The 21467-nt window shown below is 65.6% G+C and carries 20 protein-coding genes; 16 read left to right on the forward strand and 4 right to left on the reverse strand.

The window, feature by feature from the left end:
• Nucleotides 1-71: 71 nt before the first annotated feature.
• Both AB0L63_RS17520 and AB0L63_RS17525 read left to right on the forward strand, forming a co-directional pair.
• Entirely contained in the window at nt 72-3536 is a 3465-nt protein-coding gene (locus tag AB0L63_RS17520; protein WP_364501397.1) for a protein kinase, read from the forward strand.
• A 474-nt stretch (nt 3537-4010) separates the two neighbouring features.
• Nucleotides 4011-4298, forward strand: coding sequence for a hypothetical protein (locus tag AB0L63_RS17525; protein WP_364501400.1), 288 nt, complete (start codon nt 4011-4013; stop codon nt 4296-4298).
• Here the strand turns inward: AB0L63_RS17525 and AB0L63_RS17530 are convergent.
• Nucleotides 4295-4816: a transposase gene (locus AB0L63_RS17530; RefSeq protein ID WP_364501876.1), complete on the reverse strand. Its 522-nt coding sequence runs from the start codon at nt 4814-4816 to the stop codon at nt 4295-4297. The two genes, AB0L63_RS17525 and AB0L63_RS17530, sit on opposite strands and share 4 nt — an antisense overlap.
• Before the next feature lie 276 nt (nt 4817-5092).
• Here AB0L63_RS17530 and AB0L63_RS17535 point away from each other — a divergent pair, with 276 nt between their 5' ends.
• Nucleotides 5093-6412 (forward strand): cytochrome P450, encoded by a 1320-nt coding sequence (locus AB0L63_RS17535; RefSeq protein WP_364501403.1) that lies wholly within the window; start codon nt 5093-5095, stop codon nt 6410-6412.
• A gap of 204 nt (nt 6413-6616) precedes the next feature.
• Here AB0L63_RS17535 and AB0L63_RS17540 read toward each other — a convergent pair whose 3' ends face one another.
• Nucleotides 6617-8014, reverse strand: coding sequence for a PQQ-binding-like beta-propeller repeat protein (locus AB0L63_RS17540; RefSeq protein ID WP_364501406.1), 1398 nt, complete (start codon nt 8012-8014; stop codon nt 6617-6619).
• A gap of 311 nt (nt 8015-8325) precedes the next feature.
• Between AB0L63_RS17540 and AB0L63_RS17545 the strand changes: the two genes are divergently transcribed.
• The 4 genes from AB0L63_RS17545 (at nt 8326) to AB0L63_RS17560 (ending at nt 12997) form a co-directional block, all read left to right on the forward strand.
• The gene (locus tag AB0L63_RS17545; RefSeq protein ID WP_364501408.1) at nt 8326-9591 is read left to right on the forward strand and encodes a glutamate-5-semialdehyde dehydrogenase; all 1266 of its coding nucleotides are present in this window, start codon (nt 8326-8328) and stop codon (nt 9589-9591) included.
• A 54-nt stretch (nt 9592-9645) separates the two neighbouring features.
• Nucleotides 9646-10557 carry a MoxR family ATPase gene (locus AB0L63_RS17550; RefSeq protein ID WP_364501411.1) on the forward strand — a complete coding sequence of 304 codons (912 nt, stop codon included), beginning with the start codon at nt 9646-9648 and terminating at the stop codon, nt 10555-10557.
• A gap of 3 nt (nt 10558-10560) precedes the next feature.
• Nucleotides 10561-11976, forward strand: coding sequence for a VWA domain-containing protein (locus AB0L63_RS17555; RefSeq protein ID WP_364501414.1), 1416 nt, complete (start codon nt 10561-10563; stop codon nt 11974-11976).
• A 91-nt stretch (nt 11977-12067) separates the two neighbouring features.
• Nucleotides 12068-12997 carry a hypothetical protein gene (locus AB0L63_RS17560; RefSeq protein ID WP_364501417.1) on the forward strand — a complete coding sequence of 310 codons (930 nt, stop codon included), beginning with the start codon at nt 12068-12070 and terminating at the stop codon, nt 12995-12997.
• On the opposite strand, the gene AB0L63_RS17565 is transcribed toward AB0L63_RS17560, so the two are convergent.
• Nucleotides 12998-13444, reverse strand: a complete 447-nt coding sequence (locus AB0L63_RS17565) for a nuclear transport factor 2 family protein (RefSeq protein ID WP_364501419.1) — start codon at nt 13442-13444, stop codon at nt 12998-13000. It abuts the gene before it with no gap.
• 193 nt (nt 13445-13637) lie between these two features.
• Between AB0L63_RS17565 and AB0L63_RS17570 the strand changes: the two genes are divergently transcribed.
• From AB0L63_RS17570 to AB0L63_RS17600, 7 genes are all read left to right on the forward strand, one after another.
• Nucleotides 13638-14318 (forward strand): RsiV family protein, encoded by a 681-nt coding sequence (locus AB0L63_RS17570; RefSeq protein ID WP_364501422.1) that lies wholly within the window; start codon nt 13638-13640, stop codon nt 14316-14318.
• 48 nt (nt 14319-14366) lie between these two features.
• A complete protein-coding gene (gene nadD, locus AB0L63_RS17575) occupies nt 14367-15008 on the forward strand; it encodes a nicotinate-nucleotide adenylyltransferase (RefSeq protein ID WP_364501425.1) in 642 nt (213 codons plus the stop codon).
• A gap of 83 nt (nt 15009-15091) precedes the next feature.
• Nucleotides 15092-15520: a ribosome silencing factor gene (rsfS, locus tag AB0L63_RS17580; protein WP_364501428.1), complete on the forward strand. Its 429-nt coding sequence runs from the start codon at nt 15092-15094 to the stop codon at nt 15518-15520.
• Nucleotides 15521-15575: 55 nt separating this feature from the next.
• The gene (locus tag AB0L63_RS17585) at nt 15576-16235 is read left to right on the forward strand and encodes a histidine phosphatase family protein (RefSeq protein ID WP_364501431.1); all 660 of its coding nucleotides are present in this window, start codon (nt 15576-15578) and stop codon (nt 16233-16235) included.
• Nucleotides 16236-16674: 439 nt separating this feature from the next.
• The gene (gene octT, locus AB0L63_RS17590) at nt 16675-17433 is read left to right on the forward strand and encodes a diglucosylglycerate octanoyltransferase (protein WP_364501879.1); all 759 of its coding nucleotides are present in this window, start codon (nt 16675-16677) and stop codon (nt 17431-17433) included.
• 3 nt (nt 17434-17436) lie between these two features.
• On the forward strand, nt 17437-18279 hold the full coding sequence (locus tag AB0L63_RS17595) for a DegV family protein (protein WP_364501433.1): 843 nt from the start codon (nt 17437-17439) through the stop codon (nt 18277-18279).
• Nucleotides 18280-18601: 322 nt separating this feature from the next.
• A complete protein-coding gene (locus tag AB0L63_RS17600; RefSeq protein ID WP_364501435.1) occupies nt 18602-19048 on the forward strand; it encodes a hypothetical protein in 447 nt (148 codons plus the stop codon).
• Nucleotides 19049-19255: 207 nt separating this feature from the next.
• On the opposite strand, the gene AB0L63_RS17605 is transcribed toward AB0L63_RS17600, so the two are convergent.
• Nucleotides 19256-20011: an NAD(P)H-binding protein gene (locus AB0L63_RS17605; RefSeq protein WP_364501438.1), complete on the reverse strand. Its 756-nt coding sequence runs from the start codon at nt 20009-20011 to the stop codon at nt 19256-19258.
• 116 nt (nt 20012-20127) lie between these two features.
• Here AB0L63_RS17605 and lexA point away from each other — a divergent pair, with 116 nt between their 5' ends.
• Together lexA and AB0L63_RS17615 are read left to right on the forward strand one after the other, a co-directional pair.
• The gene (gene lexA, locus AB0L63_RS17610; protein WP_364501441.1) at nt 20128-20787 is read left to right on the forward strand and encodes a transcriptional repressor LexA; all 660 of its coding nucleotides are present in this window, start codon (nt 20128-20130) and stop codon (nt 20785-20787) included.
• A gap of 99 nt (nt 20788-20886) precedes the next feature.
• Entirely contained in the window at nt 20887-21375 is a 489-nt protein-coding gene (locus tag AB0L63_RS17615; protein WP_364501444.1) for an FBP domain-containing protein, read from the forward strand.
• The last annotated feature ends 92 nt before the right edge of the window (nt 21376-21467 follow it).

The following is a 21467-nucleotide window of genomic DNA, read 5'->3' on the forward strand; positions in this document are numbered from 1 at the left end:
GCAGCAAACGCGCGAATTTCCCAGAAGACTGCGCCGATGACCGGGTGAGCGGTTGATCGGGTGATCGGTCGGTGTCCGAAGGTAATGCCGAGGGGACGCAACGCGACCTGACTTTCGGCATCGCAGCGGAACTGGCTGCGGCCGGGTTCACCGACGCCCAAGAGATCGGCCGCGGCGCCTTCGGCATTGTGTACCGGTGCATCGAGTCCATACTCGATCGGGAAGTGGCGGTCAAGGTTCTCGGCTCCACGGTCGATGATGAGGACCGGACCCGCTTCCTGCGCGAACAACGTGCGCTCGGGAAGTTCGCTACCCACCCGAACATCGTCCAGGTGCTGACGACCGACGTCACCCCGACCGGACGGCCGTTCATCGTGATGCCCCTGCACCGCAGAGGCTCACTCGACGCACGGATTCGCGCGGACGGACCGTTGCCGTGGCAGGAGGTACTTGCCGTTGGCGTGAAGCTGGCGGGCGCGCTGGCGACCGCGCACGCCAGCGGTGTCATCCATCGCGACGTCAATCCCGCTAACGTGCTGATCAGCGACTACGGTGAACCGCAGCTGGCGGACTTCGGTATTGCGCGCGTCGGCGGCGCGTTCGAGACAGCGGCCGGCGTCGTCGCGGGGACCCCGGCCTATACGGCCCCGGAGGTAATACGCGGCGAACCTCCGACGGTTCTCTCCGATATCTACGGGCTGGGTGCGACGCTGTTCGCGGCTCTCACCGGCCACGCCGCGTTCGAGCGCCAGGCGGGCGAATCGATGGTGGCGCAGTTCGTGCGCATCACCTCAGAACCCGTCCCCGATCTGCGATCCGTCGGCGTACCGGCAATGGTGTGCGCCGTCCTGGAAGCCGCGATGGCCACCGACCCCGCCGACCGGCCGGTCACTGCCAGGGACTTCGGCGAGCGGTTGCGCACCGCGCAGTTCTCCTGCGGTCTGCCGGTGGACACGATGGCCGCCCCGGAGCGCGACGGATCCGTCGAAGCCGTGTCGGTCGCGGGTGGTCGGCCGATCCGGCCGACCACGTCGACGGCCGCAACCGCGTTGGGACCGCAATCGGCGCCGAAGACCCGGTTCCGTCCACCGACGACGCTGCGCCGGCTGGTCGATCGCCCGCGGTTGCTGGAGACCTTACGGGAGGGACAATCCAGGCGGCTGGTCCTCATTCATGGTCCGGCCGGTTTCGGCAAGAGCACCCTGGCCGCACAGTGGGCGCACGCCCTCGACGCGGACGGCGTCCGGGTTGCCTGGTTGGCGATCGCGGAGGACGACAACAATGTCGTGTGGTTCCTGAGCCACTTGGCAGAGGCTATTCGGCAGGTTCGTCCCACGCTGGCGATCGAACTGACGCAGATTCTCGAGGAGCATTCCGCCGCCGCGGCGCAGCAGGTGATGACGGCCCTGATCAACGAGATCCACGACAGTGCGGAGCCCGTTGCCGTCGTGATCGACGATTGGCACCAAGCGACCAGTCCGGCGACCCTCGCCGCGATGGAGTTCCTGCTCGACAACGGGGGCGACTACCTGCGATTGATCGTCACCAGCCGCACTCGCACCGGTCTTCCGTTGGGGCGCATGAGCGTTCAGGACGAGCTGGTGGAAATCGACGAGAGCGCACTGCGCTTCGATTCCGGGGAAACGACGGATTTCCTGGTTGATGTGAAGAGATTGCACCTTTCCGGCGCCGAGGTCGACCGGCTGCGCGAGTCGACGGAGGGCTGGGTGGCGGCGCTGCAGCTCGCCTCACTGTCACTGCGCGGCAAGGAGGATCCCGGGAGCTACCTGCACCAGATCACGGGGCAGCACTACGCCATCGGCGAATACTTGATGGAAAACGTCGTCGGCGCGCTCGAACCGACGATGCTCGACTTCGTCATTCGGACCGCGGTCACCGACACCATCTGCGGAGATCTCGCGGAGGCGCTGACCGGAGTGCGGTCAGGGCAGGAACAGCTCGAGGAGGTGCGGCGCCGAGACCTGTTCCTGCGCAGCGTCGATGACGAGCTGCGGTGGTTCCGCTATCACGCGCTCTTCGCGGACTTCTTGCGCCGCAGACTGATCCGGCAGCATCCCGGCTTGCTCGAACAGCTCCATCTGACCGCGTCGACATGGTTCGCCGAGCACGAAATGCTCACCGAAGCGGTGGATCACGCGCTCGCGGCCGGTGCCGCTGAGCAGGCGAAACAACTGGTGCAAGAACATGCCGACACGCTGATCGAAGATTCTCGGATGGCCACCTTCCTCGGGCTGGTGAGGAAGCTGCCCGTCGAGATCACGGTTGCTGATCCACAGCTGCAACTGTCGGTGGCCTGGGCCAATATCTCGCTCCTGCGCCCCGCCGCCACCCGGACCGCGCTGGATCGCGTGGACGCGGCACTGGCAACCGCCGCACCGGACGATCCCGGGACCGTGGATCTGCGCATCCAAGCTGATGTGACGCGAACCGCGGAATACCTTGTGACGGACCGGTTCAAGGATTTCCCGGATGCCGCCGTGGCATGGCTGCAACAGCCGGTACGATCGTTCTTCGCCAGCGTCGCGGCAACCACCGCGGAAGCGGCCGCGTTCTACCGTTTCGATTTCGCCGGCGCCCGCCGCTGGCACGCTTGGGCCGAGCCCTACCGGACTTGCATCAACGGCCTGGCCGGCGTGGTATACGGCGCCTGCATCGCTGGCCAAGCCGCCGAAGAACAACTCGACATCGCCGAAGCCGAGGCGCTCTTCCGCTCCGCGTTCACCCTTGCCAGCAATAGCGGCAGCCAATCCTACGCGACCCGGCTGGCCAGCGGCCTGCTCGGTGAATTGCTCTACGAGAAAGGGCAATACGCCGAAGCCGCCGAGTTGCTGGCACCCGGTCCGGGGGTCGCGTCCGGTGCGGTGGAATTCCTGGTCGCCACCTACGGGACCGGTGCCAGGGCGGCGGCACTGCGCGGCGACCGCGATGCCGCACGACGACGGTTGGACGAAGGGCAGACGGTCGCGGAGAACATCGCCCTGCCACGGCTGAGTGCCCGCATCGTGAACGAGCGGGTACGACTGGGTCTGCCGATCACCGACGACGACCGGCGGACGCTCGAGCACCTGCCCACGTACCACCGGCAACCGAACCACCCACTCGCCGTCACCGCCGAACTCACCCACGAGTCGGCCATTCGTCTGTTACTCGCCCAACAGTCACCGTCGGCAGCCGAGCGCGCCGCCGCCGCTGCCGAACAGATCGTCGCCGAAATCCGCACCCAGCCTCGCCCCCGCGCGCTCTTGCAGGCTCAATTGCTGTACGGCGGTTGCCTTTCCGCCGCCGGACAAACCGATCAGGCGATCGCCTGCCTGGCTCCGGTGCTTTCTCGGTGCGCCGAACTCGGCTTCGTTCGAGTGGCCGTGGACAGCGCCCCCGCGCTCGCGCCGGTCGTGGAAGCCCTGCTCGCCGCCCCCGAGGCACCCGGCCTGCCACCCCGACCCTTCCTGCGGCAGATCCTGACCGAGATCGATGGAATCAGCGAGCGGGCATATCACGAAAGTGGTCCCGGATGAGGTGAAAGACATCGGCCGTGCCGCGTACTGGATCGCGACTGAGTTACGTTCGGGCTCAACAGCATTGGACACGGAGGTACGGCGTTGCCGGACGCCTGGAGCTCCATACTTCAGGCTCCATTTCGAATGGTGAACACTGGATCGGTTATCGCCAGCCTCCCGATGACGATCGCCACCACCAACGGAGACGTGCGACTCGCCACCACCGTGGACACGTCCGGAACAACCCTCACCGCCGAGTCCATCGGGCGCTGGTGGCAAGTCTCACCCAGACAGCGCGAGCCCGAGGCGCGATCAAGATCAGGTGGCACTGGTGGCGGAGGCTTCTCGGGCGATGCCGCCACAGCTTCCACGTGATCACATGTCCAGTTCGACGGGGGCGATTCCCTTGTGGTGGTGGGGTTTCGGGGGGCCCTGTGGTTTTCGTCGAGTACGTTGGTTCGGGGTGGTGTTCAAGCGGCGGGAGGTTGTTGCGTGCATGGGGCGTTCGGGGTGGCCGGTCTGGTCTTGGCGGTGATCGTTGTCGATCGGGTTGCGGTGTGGGCGGAGCGGCGGGGTTGGATCTATTGGCGTCACCGCCCCAAGACCGCTGGGGTTGGTTCCGGCGTGCTCGGTCAGGTGGAGTCTCTGCTGTCGCCGTCCTATCGGCATGTCGTCGAGGAATCCCAGTCGAAGCAGACGTTGAGGATCGACCAGGCCATCGGCGAGACGGACGCCGCGGTTGTGGTGGTGTTGCGCGGTGACCGGGAGGACGCACGCTAGCGGGTACTCGCTATTGTGGGTGAATCTCGGTAGGGCTGTTTGGTTTCGAGCATGGCATAGAGGACATCGCAGCGGCGTCGGGCCAGGCAGATCAGGGCGGCGTTGTGTTTCTTGCCCTCCTCGCGCTTTCGCGTGTAGTAGGTGCGGCTGGCTGGATCGTGCAGGGCGGCGAACGCGGACAGGAACAGCGCGCGTTCGAGTTTGTGGTTGCCGGAGCAGGCGGGATGCTCACCGCGGATGGAGCTGCCGGAACGGTGGGTGATCGGCGCGATGCCGGCGTAGGCGGCGAGGTGCCCAGCCGTGGGGAAGGCCGAGCCGTCGCCGACAATGCATTGTCGTACAACCGTTTTCGTCCTGTTCCCCATCACCTCGGCTTCGGTATCGGCGCCGTCGCCGGTTTCTTGATCGGTGGGGCAGCAGGAGCCGCCGTACCGAATTCCGATGTCCCGGAATGGGAATACGTCCCTGATCGCAGCCGTTTCGACGATTGACGATTCGACAGCGACCAGCCGCCGCATGGTGACCCCGATCAGCACGGCTGATGTTGTAGCGTCACGATCGGTCCGTGGATCTGGTCGCCCTTCGCGGCGGGCGCGGAACGCACCCGTACACCGTGTGGAGCAGGTCGCGAATTGTCTTGTCCGTCTGAGTGTCCGGGCTGTCCACGGCGAGTCGACCGGACGAACCGTGGACAGTTTTTCGGGCACGATCGCCAACCGTGGCAAAGTACCCCGTTGTCGGCTTTACTTGGCGCTGTGATGTCTATCTCGACCAGTGTCCGTGACTTGCCTCCGATGGTCACCGGACGCCTTCGCAACACGAAGCGCTTTCTCACCGACCCGATTACGTTCCTTTCCGACGCCAGGTCCGAGCACGGTGACGTGTTTCGATTCCAGCTGATCAACGGGGGCATGGTCGGCGTTACGCATCCGCACCACATCAAGTACATACTGCAGGAACGTATGGTGAACTTCACCCGCGAGACCGAGATGTACGACATCCTGGAGCCGTTCGCTGGCCGCGGGCTGGCGACAATCGCCGACCGCGACACATGGCGACGTAACCGGCGCCTCGTGCAACCCGCCTTTCACCACAAGAAGATCAACGCGCTCAGCGAGATCATGGTGGCCGAGATCGACGCCATGTGCGACGAATGGGCAGAGCACGCCCGCGCCGGCCGAACGATCGATGTCGGCGAGCAGATGAGCCACCTCGCATTGCGAGTCGTGGTGCGAGCTCTGTTCGGGATGGATCCGCACGGACCGGAGGTGACCGGTTTCTCCAGCGCGACACAGCGGGTGAACGACGAACTGGGAAAGTTCATCCGGATGCCGTTGATCCCCTTGCAGTTTCCGACTCCGAGCCACCGCCGCTTCTGGCGGGCGATCGGCGAGATGGATGCCATCGTCTATTCGGTGATCGACCAGCTCCGCGCCAACGACAACGGTGGATTGCTGGCCATGCTCATGAACGCCACCGACGCCGAGACCGGCGAGAACTTCACCGACAAAGAGTTGCGTGACGAGGTCGTCACCATGCTCTTCGCCGGTCACGAAACCAGCGCCTCGGCCCTGACATCGGCCATTCTGCTCCTGCAACTGCATCCAGAGGTGCGTGAGCGACTGCGCGACAACGTCGACACCTCGTTGTCCGGCGGTCACGCCACCATGACCGACCTGCCCGCGTTGGCGTACAACAAGCAGGTGATAGAGGAGGTGTTGCGGCTGATGCCGCCGGTCTGGATGGGACAACGCCGCGCGCGCGAGGACGATGAGATCGGGGGCCACCTCATCCCGGCAGGCACCCCGGTGATGTTCAGTTACTACCACGCACACCGCAACCCCGAGGTTTGGGATCAGCCGGACATTTTCGACCCGGACCGCTTCGCGGCCGACGCGGTCGCCGCTCGTGACCGGAACATCTACCTGCCCTTCGGCGCGGGTGGACACCTCTGCATCGGCAACGCGTTCGCGATGATGGAAATGCAACTCGCGCTGTCGACCATCATGCGGCGGTTCGAGTTGACCATCGAGAAACCGGATCCCACTCCGGCTCCGGCGATCACCCTCAGCACCAAGTTCCCGCTGATCGCGTCCCTGACCGAACGGGGATAGCCCGCGGGTCCCGTGTGCCACGCGTTCGCTGGGCTGAAATGGGAACGGCCTCAGGTCCATTAGGGGTGGGACTGAGGCCGTTGGCTGTGGTTGGGAGCTGTTACGTTGTGGGGTGGGTGAACTTACCGGCCTGTACGTCTGCTGCGAAGGCATCCCACTCGCCTGGAGTGAACGTCGGCCACCGCCGTCGAATATCAAGTCACATTATGCCGCAGCGTATCCGGTGAATTCCTGCGCCGTCACCATGACCATGCGGCCACCCATCGCCTTCACCGCCGAGCGCAGTCTGGGATCACCACTGGGCGGTGACGGCATCGACCAGGCGGTCGAACCGTCTGCGGCGTTGATCGCGTGCACGGTGGTGCCGTCGGTCAGAATGAGGTGGCTCGCGTCGGTTATGCCGTCGTAGCGCGACCTGTTCGAGAACGGCGTCGGCTGCTGCCAGATTCGGTGTCCGTCGGTGAGATCGAGGCCGGCCAGCTCTGATCCATCGAGCGATCGGACGATCACGGTGTTATCCACTACTCCCTGTATCGCGCTCTTGCGTCCGGCGTACTCGTCGATACCGATCTGCGCATTGGTCCAGAGGACTCGGCCTGTCGTTCGCTCGTAAGCACTCTCGCCGGTGAGGATCGGCGGCGGCGTCGCAGTCGCGGTCGGGTACCACTCGAGGAGGAAGCTCGCGTTGCCGACCTCGGTGATCGGGTGGCCATTGCGATCGAGAAGCGTGACCCGTCCCGCGCTCCCGCCGCGGTCGAACACCTGGGAAGCGACAATGCCGCCGTCGAACGCGTAGGCAATGGGGCCGGTGAACAGCAACTCGCCGGTACGCAGATCGTAGACGCGAACGCCATGGTCGTGCCCGTCCAGGAAGTAGTCCTGCGTGATCCTGGGCCTGACCGGGTCGCCGGAAATGGGCGTCGGATACGTCCGCCGCCAGGTCGCGTCGATATCGGAAGTGGTCCCTCGCGTGACGACAGCGGTCATCCAGTCCGCGGTTCGGCCGGCTACCGAAACGACGCCGTCCCGCACTGTCACGTCCATGACGTCGAAGTCCGTCGTATGGTCCCCGAGTACCGCGCCCGTGGCAGCCTCGATGATCAACACTCGATGCGTGCCATGGCAGGCGAGCTGTCCGTCGAATACCTGTTCACGGCAGCTGACGAGTTCGCCGACATCGGTCGTCCATCGAACCTGGCCGGTATCCGGATCGATGCCGTGCATCCGCACCGGTCCGACGGCCAGTCCAGCATTTTCGCCCGGCCTGGGCTCGCCGGGCACTGCGGTTGCCGCGACGATCATCGCCCCGGCGTCCATCGGCGAGCTGTAGCCGTAATAGCCACCCAGGTTCTGCGGCGCGGCCAGCAGAACCGCACCGGGCTCGTCGGACAAGTCGGCAGCGCGCAATGTCCACCGCGGCACCGGAGTGGAGTCGAGCCGGGGCGAAATCAGGAAGCGGCCGTACGACACGGATACCTCCTGCGGCTGCTCTGGCGAGCGGTTCACCCACACGACCGCGGCGATACCCGCCACCACAGCCACGATCAGCACCGCGATCCAGATCCTCCGCTGATCGGTGAGCCACCTTGCAGCCGTGTTCACTCGAAGGACTCCTTCACGCAGCTATCGGGACCAGGCACTGGACGGTGCGAGTATGCAAGGTATCAGCCTGTCAAGGTGAGACTGAGTCTGATGTGCCGGTTCAGGCTGCCGCGCAGCGTGTTTCGGTTGTAACCAGCTGCCGATCGGCCCTTCGGAGCCTCGAGCGCGACGTGCTGGCAGCGGCGGCACGAACAGCTGCTGAGCGAACTCGTGCTACCGGTCGGTTGCATCTGTCGAACGAGCTGGTCGACTCCTCGTACTCGCGGGAATGGGTGCCGAGGCCACTGCGCCCGGTCAGTAGGCTGTTGGTCATGACGGTAGGAACGACGACCGGCCAAGATATCCGCGAGACGGTGCATGATGCCGCGCGTAAGGCTCGGGCGGCCTCGCGGGTGCTCGCACAGTTGACCACGGCGCAGAAGAACGAGGCGCTGCATGCTGCGGCGGATGCGTTGCTCGCGGCGGCCGATACCGTGCTCGCCGCCAATGCCGAGGACATCGCGACCGCGCAGGCGGCGGGAACCGAGGAGTCGCTGCTGGACCGGCTGCGGCTGACCAAGGCGCGCATCGACGGCATCGCCTCCGGGCTGCGCCAGGTGGCGGGGCTGCCCGATCCGGTCGGGGTGGTCGTGCGCGGGTCGACGCTGCCGAACGGGCTGGAGATCCGTCAGGTCCGGGTGCCGCTCGGCGTCGTTGGCATGGTCTACGAGGCCCGCCCGAATGTCACCGTCGACGCATTCGGACTCGCGCTCAAATCCGGCAATGCGGCGCTGCTGCGCGGTTCCTCCTCGGCCGCGCACTCCAATGCCGCCTTGGTCGCGGTGCTGCGGGAAGCCCTTGTCGCACTGGACATTCCGGCGGATGCGGTGCAGCTGCTGCCCAGCCACGATCGCTCCAGCGTGACCCATCTGATCCAGGCTCGCGGCCTGGTCGACGTGGTCATCCCGCGCGGCGGGGCTGGCCTGATCAATGCCGTGGTCCGCGACGCCCAGGTGCCCACCATCGAAACCGGCACCGGCAACTGCCATGTCTATGTGCACGAAGCCGCCGATCTGGAGATGGCCGAGCAGATCCTGATCAATGCCAAGACCCGCCGTCCCAGCGTGTGCAATGCCGCTGAGACGGTGCTCATCGACGACGCAATCTCCACCACCGCGGTGCCCCGGCTGATCGAGGCGCTGGAACGCCACGGTGTCACCGTGCACGGTGATCTGCCCGGACTGGTGCCCGCCGACGATAATGACTGGGGCGAGGAGTATCTGACCCTCGATATCGCACTCAAGGTCGTCAAGGATCTCGACGAGGCGGTCGAGCACATCAACACCTGGGGCACCGGCCACACCGAGGCCATCGTCACCGCTGAGCTGGCCGCGGCCCGCGAATTCACCAGCCGCGTCGATGCCGCCGCCGTCATGGTGAACGCCTCCACCGCCTTCACCGACGGTGAGCAGTTCGGCTTCGGCGCGGAGATCGGCATCTCTACCCAGAAGTTGCACGCCCGCGGCCCGATGGCGCTGCCGGAACTGACCTCGACCAAGTGGATCGTCTGGGGCGACGGCCAGATCCGCCCGGTCTAGATTTGTTCGGTGTAAGAACCGCCGAGTGCTTGCTTCGGGCCCTCCCGTAGCGTTATGGGTGGGTCTCGATGGAAGGACGGCTACGTGGGTACCGAAAGCGCAGTGCAGGAGCCGGTCTTCACCTCGGTCGACGATGTGATCGAACGGCTTGCGACGACCGGGTACCTGGCCGATAAGGCGACGGCGACCTCGGTATTCCTGGCCGATCGGCTCGGTAAGCCGTTGCTGATCGAGGGTCCGGCCGGTGTCGGCAAGACCGAACTGGCCAGGGCGGTCGCGCAGACCGCGGACGCGGAGCTGGTGCGTCTGCAGTGCTATGAAGGCGTCGACGAGGCCCGCGCGCTGTACGAGTGGAATCACGCCAAGCAGATTCTGCGGATCCAGGCGTCGAGCGAAAACGATTGGGAAGAGACGAAGGCCGACGTCTTCACCGAGGAATTCCTGCTGTCCCGTCCGCTGCTGACGGCGATCCGCCGCGCCGATCCGACCGTGCTGCTCATCGACGAGACCGATAAGGCCGATGTCGAGATCGAGGGTCTGCTACTCGAGGTGCTCAGCGATTTCGCGGTCACCGTCCCGGAACTCGGCACCATTACCGCCACCCGCAAGCCGTTCGTGGTGCTGACCTCCAATGCGACGCGCGAACTCTCCGAAGCGCTCAAGCGCCGCTGCCTCTACCTGCACCTGGACTTCCCGGACGAGGAACTCGAGCGTCGCATCCTGGCCAGCCGGGTGCCGGAGCTGTCCGCCGCGGTCGCCGCGCAGTTGGTGCGGATCGTGCACGTGCTGCGCGGGATGCCGCTGAAGAAGCTGCCGAGCGTCGCGGAGTCGATCGACTGGGGACGCACCCTGCTCGCGTTGGGGCTGCAGGATCTCGACGACACCACGGTGCGCGCCACCCTCGGTGTCGTGCTCAAACATCAGGCCGACCACCAGCGCGCGCTGGCCGAACTGAAGCTGGCCTGAGCCATGGCGGCCGGATCGCAGCCCACACTCGATGCGCCGCACGGGATTTCGGGATATCTCGTCGGTTTCGTCGAGGCATTGCGGGCGCGCGGCATCCCGGTCGGTCCCGCGGAGACGGTGGACGCGGGGCGCGTGGTTACGGTGCTGGATCTGATGGACCGCGAGGTAGTGCGCGAGGGGCTGGCCTGTGCGCTGCTGCGCCGCACCACCCATCGCAGCACCTTCGACGGCCTGTTCGACCTGTGGTTCCCGGCCGCCCTCGGCGCGCGCAGCGGCACTCCCGATGATCTGGAGATTCCACGCACGCCGTCCGGTGAGATCGACATTCCGGCGCTGCGCGCACTGCTCGCGACCCTGCTGACCAGGGAGGATTCGACGCAGCAGCAGCAAATGATCGCCGCGCAGCTGGTCGAACAACTCGGGCAGTACGAATCCTCGCGTGGTCCGTCTTTCTCCGTCTACCGGACGCTGCGCGAGGTGCAGCCGGAAACACTGCTGGCCAGGATTCTGGCGGGTTTGGCCATCGGACCGGATACCAGCGAATTCGAGACCGAGATCGCCCGCCGCATCGGCCGGCGGCGCATTGCCGGATTCCGCGCCATCGTGGAGGCGGAAACGCACCGGCGGGTCGCCGAGAATTTCGGTAGGGAGCGCGTCGCGAGTTATGCCGTCGCCCGGCAGGTCGAGGATGTCGATTTCCTGCGTGCTTCGGAAACCGAGCTCGCGGAGCTGCGGCGTAGCACGCAGCGATTGGCCCGGATCCTGGCGTCCCGACTTGCCGTGCGGCGCAGGCACGCTCGCCGCGGTGCGATCGATCTGCGCAAGACGCTGCGCAAATCCATGTCGACCGGCGGTGTGCCCATCGACCTGGTGAATCGCAAACCGCGGCCGGGTCGCCCCGAACTGGTGCTGCTCTGCGATGTGTCCGGCTCGGTGGCCGGATTCAGCAACTTCACGCTCTTGCTGGTCAATTCGCTGCGCGAACAGTTCTCCCGGGTGCGGATATTCGCTTTCGTGGACCGGACCGACGAGGTGACCCGGTTCTTCGATCCGAACACCCAGCTGGACCAGTCCATGGCCCGCATTCTCACCGAGGGCAAGGTGGTCGGCCTGGACGGGCATTCCGACTACGGCTATGCGTTGTCGACCTTTGTCGAGCAGTGGCCCGACGCGGTCACCGCCCGCAGCTCGCTGCTGATCCTCGGTGATGCCCGCACGAATTACCGTGATCCGGAACTGAAGACGCTGCGCGAGCTGGTGCAGACCGCCAAACACGCGCATTGGCTCAATCCGGAGAAGGAAAGCAACTGGGGCACCGGCGATTCCGCCGCCGATCGGTATCGCGAAGTGATCGAGATGCACGAGTGCCGCTCGGCCAAACAACTGACCGCGGTGGTGTCCCGGCTGCTACCGGTGTGACGCGATGGTGACCGAACTCATTATCGATGTCGGTTAACACCATCAGCATTCGTTAAGGGAACCATTGGGCCCGCGCACCAGGATTCGGTCCATGGTGAAGAACGCGCCGGATGGCGCACGGGTGGGGTCGGGCCGCAGCGGTAATGGGGACTATTCATTCCAGATCGACGTCGCTGTAGCGCCCGCGGTTACCACCACCGTCGCCGAACAAGCCGAGGACGCACTGCAATTGGCCGAACTGGCCGCGGTACGTCTGGTCGACCATCCGCAGGATGCCGAACAGTATCTGCGCCAAGCGCTTTCGATCGGTGCGACCGCACTGCCCGCCGAACATCTGGCCCGGCTGAGTTCCCAGCTCGTCATCGTGCTCTCCGCGCAGCCGGGCCGCGAATACGAACTGGCCGATGCAGCACTCACCGCCGCCGCACGGTGGGAACCGATTTCGGCCGCGGATGCGATACACCTCACCTTCGTCGCCGCGCGCGCCTGCCACCGGGCCGGACGGCACAGCGAGGCCGCCGCGCTGTTCGAACAGCCGCTCGCCGCCGGCGAACAGCCGTACCCGCCCGCCGAAATGGCGATCGTGCGCCGTCAATACGGCGAGTCCCTGCGCAAGCTGAACCGATTCCGTGATGCGGCACAGCAATTCGTCGAGGCGGCCCGTCTGGTCTACAACAATCCTGACCGCGTCGAACTCGAAGCCGAGCTCACCTGGGCGGCGGCCTCGGCCCTGGATTGTTGCGGCGAAGATGAACAAGCTGTCGTGGCCTTCCTCCGCGCCGCCCACCTCTGGGGCACCCTCGACCGCATCGGCCCCCGAGCCAAATGCCTACGCTCCGCGGCGTGGTTACAGCTATACGGCGCCGAAATGGCATCCGACCGGCCATGGCTCACGACCATGCGCGATCTACGCACGGAACTGGAAGACCTGGCCGAAACCTCCCCATCGCCCGAGGTGACCACCGAACTTCTCAACACTCGCACCCAACTCGCCGATATGCAGCGCGACGAGGACGACTGATCACCCGGCCGACTGCTCGGCGACCAGCCCGCCGAGCAGCGCTTCGACCTGGTCGAAAGCGATGGCAGCGGCGAGCGGGTTCGAATAGCTACGGGTCGAGACAATCAGCCCGGCACGTACCCGGGAGACATTGATGATCCGGAGATCGAACGGCTTGCCGGTGGCCAACACCGTGCCGTTGATCCGGTATTCGGAGATGACGACCTCGGGGTCGGCGGTCTCGTGGATGTGGACGTCGTCGACCGAATCGAAGCGCTGGATCCGCGCGCCTGCCACCAGGTGCGCGCGAAATGCCTCGCGGCCGACCTCGGGATGTTGCGCCCCCGGCGGTAGGAACGGTAGTTCGAACACCGCGTCAACGGCATACACATCGGCCATCTCCGGCGTCGGTCCGCTAGCGATCAAGGTCAGCAGGCGTTCGATGGTCTCCCGAGGGGTGACGGACATGGCATACTCCTGTTCAACAGTTAACCGGGGCGATCCCCCCGGTTAATATACCGGGCATGCGCCCCGCCGGCTGCTGATCGAAAACGCTCGTGCTGAAGCCGGAGATGCGCGCGGTCATCAGCAGTTGATGAATCCGCAATAGCTCGCGGTGGTACCTTCTCGGCACGGGACGCGAGCTATTCGTGGAGGCGTAATGAGGAAGACCGCTGCCGCTGTCCTGGCCAGCGTGCTGTTCGCCGTGCTCACGGCGTGCGGGTCCGCCGACCGGGCCGACACACCCGCGGCACCGGCCTTCACCGCGGCCTCGATCCGGCTCGAGGGTCCCTGGTACTCCTTCGACCTGCCGCAGGTCGCAGGCGGCACCGAGAAAGCGCGCACCGACTTCAACGAAGGCATGCGCGCCGAGCTGGATCCGTACCTCCGCGCCGCGGCGCAAAACCAGCGGGTGAAGGGGTTCAACAGCGAGGTCGCCCATATCGGCCGCCATGTGCTCAGCGGTGTGCTCGGCATCGAGGTCAGCGACGGCTATCTGCATCCGACTACCTTCAAACGCACGCACGTGACGGATATCGACACCGGCAAGGCGCTCACCCTGCCGGATCTGTTCACCGATCTACGGCAGGGCCTGGATCGGCTGTCGGCGCAGGCGCAGGCGCAGATCCCCAAGACCCGCGTCGGCACGAACCCCTACGACACGCAGCGCATCGCGCCGGCCGTGGAGAACTTCAAGGACTGGCTGGCCATGCCCGACGGTATGCGCGTCTACCTCGGGGAGATCGCCTCGCACGCGCTGGGCTATATCGACATCACGATCCCGTGGTCCGAGCTCGACGGAGTGCTCGAGCCGGGTCTGCGGGCAGTCGTCAGCAGTTGACCGTCCGGCCCCGGCTCGGACCGAACCGACCCGTTAAGCTCGGCTCTCATGCAGGAGAACGGTCGGCATCGACGCAAGCTGGGGGTGATGGGTGGCACCTTCGACCCCATCCACCACGGCCACCTCGTCGCCGCCAGCGAGGTCGCGAACCGGTTCGAACTGGACGAGGTGATCTTCGTCCCGACCGGACAGCCGTGGCAGAAGGCCGATAGGCAGGTCAGCCCGGCCGAGGATCGCTACCTCATGACCGTGATCGCGACCGCATCCAACCCTCGATTCTCGGTCAGCCGGGCCGATATCGACCGGGGAAAGGTCACCTATACCGTCGACACGCTGCGCGAGATGCGCACCAAGCATCCCGATGCCGAGCTGTACTTCATCACCGGAGCTGACGCGCTCGCCAACATCCTGACGTGGCAGGATTGGGCGGAGTTGTTCGAACTGGCGAAATTCGTCGGAGTGAGCCGACCGGGGTATGAGCTGAACACCGATCATCTCGAGGAGCATCTGCATGACCTGCCGGTCGATGCGGTGACCATGATCGAGATCCCGGCGTTGGCGATCTCATCGAGTGACTGCCGTCGCCGAGCCGCGGAGAACCGGCCGGTCTGGTACCTCGTGCCCGACGGCGTCGTGCAGTACATATCGAAGCGGCATCTGTATGTGCCCGTGGGAGTGGAAGGTAAGTAAGGCGTGAGCGAGCGTAGCGAGGGAGCCGAAGACACGGCCGCATGTGCGGTCATGCCGGAGCCGAGCGTTAGCGAGGCGGAGGCATGAGCGCATCTGTCGAGTCGGTGGAGATGGCGCAGGTCGCCGCGCGCGCGGCGGACGAGAAGCTGGCCACCGACGTCGTGGTGCTCGACGTGTCCGAACAGCTGGTGATCACCGACTGTTTCGTGATCGCTTCCGCGCCGAACGAGCGTCAGGTCAATGCCATCGTCGACAATGTCGAGGAGAAGCTTCGCCTGGCCGGACACAAGCCGGTCCGGCGCGAAGGCACCCGCGAGGGCCGGTGGGCACTGCTGGATTATGTCGACATCGTCGTGCACATCCAGCACAATGACGAACGCAATTTCTATGCGCTGGAACGGCTCTGGAAGGATTGTCCGGTCGTTCCGGTGGACGGGATCGCGGCCGAGTCCGAGGGTGTCGCGGTACGTCGTGAAGCGGGGGAAGACAGCGTGAGCGAGCGTAGCGAGTGAACCATCAATACTGCGAGCTTGCTCGCAGCGGAGCCGAGCGGAGCGAGGCGCAGCTGTGAGCAAGTATGCCGGCGTCCGCACGCTGATCCTGTTGCGGCACGGGCAGACCGAGTGGAATGCCGCCGACCGGATGCAGGGGCAGATCGACACCGATCTCACCGAACTCGGTTGTCGTCAGGCGAAAGAGGCCGCACGTGAACTGGTTTCGCGCAATGCGATCGCCATCGTCTCCTCCGATCTGCGCCGTGCCTTCGATACCGCCTCGGCGCTGGCCGATCACACAGATCTTCCGGTGGTCCCGGATCCGCGGCTGCGTGAAACCAATCTCGGTGACTGGGAGGGGTTGACCCATCTGGAGGTCGACGCCGACTATCCGGGCGCGCGGGTGGCCTGGCGCTTGGATGCGGCCTATACCCCGCCGGGCGGGGAGAGCAAACTCGAGGTCGGCGCACGGTCACTACCGGTTGTTCGGGAATTATTCGCCGAGCGGCAGGATTGGCCGGGCCGGACTATCATCCTGGTGGCGCATGGCGGGCTGATCGCCGCCCTCACCGCCGCGCTGCTCGACCTGCCGCCGCGGAACTGGCCTGCCCTTGGGGGACTGGCCAATACCAGCTGGGTACAGCTGAGCAGTCACGGTCCGAGCATCGATCAGCCCGGCTGGCGCCTAGATGTGTGGAACGCAGCGGCGAAGGTGGCCCCGGATGTCCTCTGAAGAACCGGTTCGGCAGGTGCCGGATGAATTGTTCCGTCGGATTTCGGCAAAGCCCGAACGGGCGATCCCGGATGCGCTATTCGGACCTTCCCCGGTACAGCAGGTCGAGCCGGCGGAATCGGCCGAGTCCGACGGCGACGAAACCGTTGCCTCCGCCGACTCCGGGGAAGGCAACGAGGAGCCGGCCGGACCCGCGACTGTGTCCGGAACCGGCGTGGAGCCAGCGGAACCAGCAGGTCAGCCACCGGAAGATAGTGCGGCGGCTTCCGATACGAATATCGCGGGGTCGACCGAGGAATCGGTGATCGGCGCTGCCCGCACAGACGAGTCCATAGCTCCCGCAGCGGAATCCGCGCCGGATGTCCCGGCCGCGGTTTCGACAAGCGGTGCCGAATCCACTGCCACGGTGGATTCGGTCGTCGACGAGCTCGAATCGGTTATCGGTGGCGAGGTTTCGGCCGCCGCAGTGGAACCGGCCTCGACCGATGCATCAGATCGCCCGGTGCTGCTGGTGATCGCCGATTCGCTGTCCTACTTCGGTCCGAAGGGCGGCCTGCCCGCGGACCATCCGAAGATCTGGCCGAACCTGGTGGGCGCCGAACTCGACTGGGATGTCGAGCTGGTCGGGCGGATCGGCTGGACCTGCCGGGACGCCTACTGGGCGCTGATCGGCGATCCCCGGATCTGGGCCACGGTGCCGCGCGCGGGTGCGGTCGTCTTCGCGGTCGGCGGCATGGACACCTTGCCCTCGCCGCTACCGACCGCGCTGCGCGAGTTGATCCGCTATGTGCGTCCCCCGGCGCTGCGTCGCGTGGTTCGCGCCACCTACAACTGGCTGCAGCCGAAGCTGTCGAAACTCGGTCGCCCCGTAGCCTTGCCGCCGAAGGTGAGTGTGGACTACCTGGAGCAGTCGCGCGAAGCGCTGGCTCAGCTGCGCCCGGATCTGCCGATCGTCGCGGTACTGCCATCCGTGCACGACTGTGCCGCCTACGGGCATGTGCACAGCGGTCGGAAGCCTGCCGTCGAGGTGCTGCGCGCATGGTCGGCCAAGACCTCCGTCCCGCTGGTCGATCTCGCGGAAGCGGTGCGCGAGGACATCTTCTCCGGCGACGCGAATCCGGACGGCATCCACTGGGGCTGGGCCGGACATACCGCGGTCGCGAATGCGATGGTGAAGACCTTGCAGGAGGTTCGGTAGTCCGTGGCTGTTGTGGTCGTCACCGATTCGTCCGCAAGCCTGCCTGCCGAACTTGTCGGTGAGTTGGACATTGCCGTTGTCCCACTGCATGTCCTGGTCGGTGACCGCGCCATCCGTGAAGGTGTCGACGCCATCGATATCGATTACGGCTCCGATACCGTGACGACCTCGGCGGCCTCACCCGGTGAGCTGCGCGCGGCCTACGAACAGGCCCTGGACCGCAGCAATGGGGACGGTGTTGTCGCGGTGCATCTTTCGCGCCAACTCTCCGGCACCTGGGAAGCGGGACGACAGGCGGTTCGCGATATGGATGCCGCCGATCGGGTCAGGTTGGTCGACTCACTCGGCGCCGGTCTGGCCACCGGCCTGCCGGTGCTCGCCGCCGCCCGCCGCGCGCATCGTGGCGCGAACTTGAATGTCGTCTATGACACCGCCGTTGCCGCGGCCAGCCGATCACGCACCTTCGTCTTGGTGAACCGCACCGAACAGTTGCGCCGCGGCGGCCGATTGAGCAGCGCCGCCGCATTTTTCGGCAGCGAACTGGTGAGCAAACCCCTGCTGCAGATCGTCGAGGGCCGCCTGGAACTGCGCGAAAAGGTTCGCACTCGCTCCAAGGCCTACGCCAAACTTGTCGCGGCAGCGGTGGATGCGGCGGGTGACGATGGCGCCGCCGTCGCTGTACAACACCTGGGCGTCGAGGACGTCGCGAATACTGTTGCCACCCAACTGCGCGAATTGGTGCCCGGCATCGGCGAACTGATCGTCGCGGAATTCGGGCCGACCCTGGCCGTGCATCTCGGCGTCGGCGCTGTCGGTGTGCTGGTCGTCCCCGGCGGCTGCGCTTGATCGACCGCGGTTCAGCCCTCGCGAATATGCCGCATCTCCGGTCGAATGCTGTGGTGGGCGTAATAATTTCTGCGTGATCGTAACCCCTTCGGTCGGCATCGGAGGTGACTATCATCGCGGCGATGACGAGTTCGGCAACGCGAAGGCTCTGAACTGATCGACGATGCCACGATCCACAATGTGCGGCAGGTCCGCTCGGCGACCCCGCCCGACCCGACCACGTCAGCGGGAAATCACCGAGTGCGGCAAGGGCTTTCGGCGATATCGAGTGGGATGGCGGAGTTTCGATATCGAGGCGCCGCACGGAAGCCATGGTGACGATGTGGGGAACGAATGTCCGATCTGCGATAAGCATCGGGGGATCGGTGCGCTGGTCGGCCCGGTGCTCTACGCCGACGACCTGGTGTTGGTGACGCATCGGCCGCTCACCGAGGGCACGCCGGTGCCAGGCTACCTTTTCGTGGAAACCCGGCGGCACGCACCGACGTTATCGACCTTGACCGATGCCGAGGCGCGGGCGGTTGGCTGGGCCGCTCGACGCGCCGCGCACGCGTTGCACGTCGAGCTGGCATCGGAATTCGTGTTCTCCGCGATCACCGACCCGAGCGTGGCGCATTTCCATCAGCACGTATTCGCTCGTCCACACGGCACCCCGGACCCGGTGCCGTGGACGAACGCCGATGCGTGGTCGGACGGGCCACACATCGATGCGTGTGCGCTCGGTGAACTGTGTGATCGCTTGGCGATTCACTTCGTGACCGAGCATTGATGGTCACAGCAGGGTGGCGCTGCGCGCGGCGATGAGTTCGGTTATGCGGGACAGTAATTCGTCGGATGGCGAGGGTTCGAGGCGATGTCCGTTCCGAAGCCGCACCGCGACAAGGTCATTCGCGACTTCCTTCGATGCGCCACCGTAGCAGAACCGTCACACTGCTGGCAGCTCGGTTATCCGGCGGCCGTGCCAGCAGATTCGCTGTCACACCTGCTCGGCGAGGAAGTCTTCCCAAGTGAGCTTGCCGACCGTCGAACCGTCGAGGGTGAGATTCTCCTTCGCGCGATACGCGTGCCCGACCTTGCCCGGCACCGGAACCGGCAGGAACAGCCGTCGCTTGCCCTCGGCCTTCAGGTAGCCGCGGATCAGCTCGGCCATCGAGTACACCGTCGGCCCGACCAAATCCGCCACCCGCCCGGCCGGCACGCCGCGCGTCAGCTCCACGAGCCGCGCGGCCACTTCCCGTGAATCGACCGGCTGCCACAGCACCGCGCCGGGCGTCGGGACGATCGGGCTCTTCGCCATGGCCCGCGCGGTCTTCAGGGCGAGGTCGTGGAACTGGGCCGCGCGCAGGATGGTGTACGGGACGCCCGATTCGATAATGGCCTGTTCGGCGGCGTACTTGGCCCGGAAGTAACCGATCGGCAGCTTTTCGGCGCCGACCACGCCGATATAGACGATGTGCTGGACACCCGCTGTGGCAGCGGCGTCGACCAAGTGCCGGGTCGCCACCTCGTCGCCCTTGGGACCGCCCGCCAAGTGCAGGATGAGCTCCGCGCCGTCGACCGCCGCCTCGACGCCGGTGCCCGCCAGCAGATCCCCGGTCACGAATTCGATGTCATCGGTCGACTCGTGGGCATTGCGGCTGAGCATTCGAATCTTGAAACCAGCTTCGACCAGCAGCGGTGTGACGTGGCGGCCCAGCGTGCCGGTGCCGCCGGTCAGCAGGATTGTCGTCATGGTTCCTCCAAATTTCGCGTGGGCCGATGCCTGTCGGTCTGTACCCGGATGACGACGCAGGCGGACCGGGTGTGACACAGTCGGGAATTGTCCGCGCGCACCTCTAGGATTCCCGGGTGACCGGATACGACCACGATGCCTTCGCGCACCTCGACACCTCGACCCTGCCGCCGCGCCAGCAGCGGATCCTCGCCACGATTCGGGACTGGGCGCTGCGGTACGGGTACGCGCCGAGTACCAGGGAGATCGGCGATGCCGTCGGCCTGCGGTCCTCGTCCTCGGTCTCGAAGCATCTGAAGTCTCTGGAGGACAGGGGATTTCTGCGGCGCGGCGAGACCATGTCGCGGCCGATCGATGTGCGGATGTTCCTGCAGGCGTCCGTTGTCGCGGAGCAGGCCGAGGATTCGGTCGCGGTTCCGGTCGTCGGCGATATCGCGGCGGGCACGCCCATCCTCGCCGAGGAGCACGCCGACGACATGATGACGCTGCCGCGTGAACTCGTCGGTCGCGGAACGGTTTTCGGGCTGCGCGTGCGCGGCGATTCGATGATCGATGCGGCTATCTGCGACGGTGACCTGGTGGTGATCCGCAAACAGCACGAGGCGCATTCCGGTGACATCGTCGCCGCGATGATCGATGGAGAGGCGACGGTCAAGGTCTATCGGCGTCGCAGCGGGCATATCTATCTGGAACCGCGGAATCCGGCCTACGACGTGATCGACGGTGACGAGGCCGTGGTCCTGGGGAAGGTTGTCTCGGTGATGCGTCGCGTGTGAGCGCGGCGGGGCGGCTCGAAATTCCGTTGCTTGGGCTAATGACCAGCGGTAACGTCGCTTCGGTTTGTCAACCGATCGATCGAAGGAGTCGATGCCGTCATGAAAGCCATCACCGAACGCGACATCAGGTCGTCGTTCATCAACTGTTCCAAGACGACCGCCAAGAAGTTGCCGGTGCCCGGGGACCTGGACGCACAACCGTGGGATGACCTGGATTTCCTCGGCTGGAGCGATCCGTCGCTGCCGGGCCGCGGCTATCTCGTTGTGCCGCAGGACGATCGCATCGTCGGCGTCGCGCTGCGTTATGAAACCGGCGGATCCGGTCGGACCCAGATGTGCGCGATCTGCCTGACCTCGCATACCGGTCGGGGTGTGTCGCTGATGACCGCGCACAAGGCAGGCGAATCCGGACGCCGAGGCAACTCGATCGGTACCTATATGTGCACCGATCTGGCGTGTTCGCTGTACGCGCGCGGTAAGCGGACGCCCGCGCTCGGCAATCGATACCGCGAAAACCTCATCACCGACGAGAAGATCGAGCGGGTTCGGGACAATATGAACGCCTTCCTCACCAGGCTGTTCACCTAGATCCATCGATTCGGTTCCAGCAATGAAATGGAGGTAGATGCCATGTGCCGACACTCAACAGCACCTGGGTGCCCGAGATTCCTCTCCGGTTG

The sequence above is a fragment of the Nocardia sp. NPDC051990 genome (assembly GCF_040680755.1).
GTDB lineage: Bacteria > Actinomycetota > Actinomycetes > Mycobacteriales > Mycobacteriaceae > Nocardia.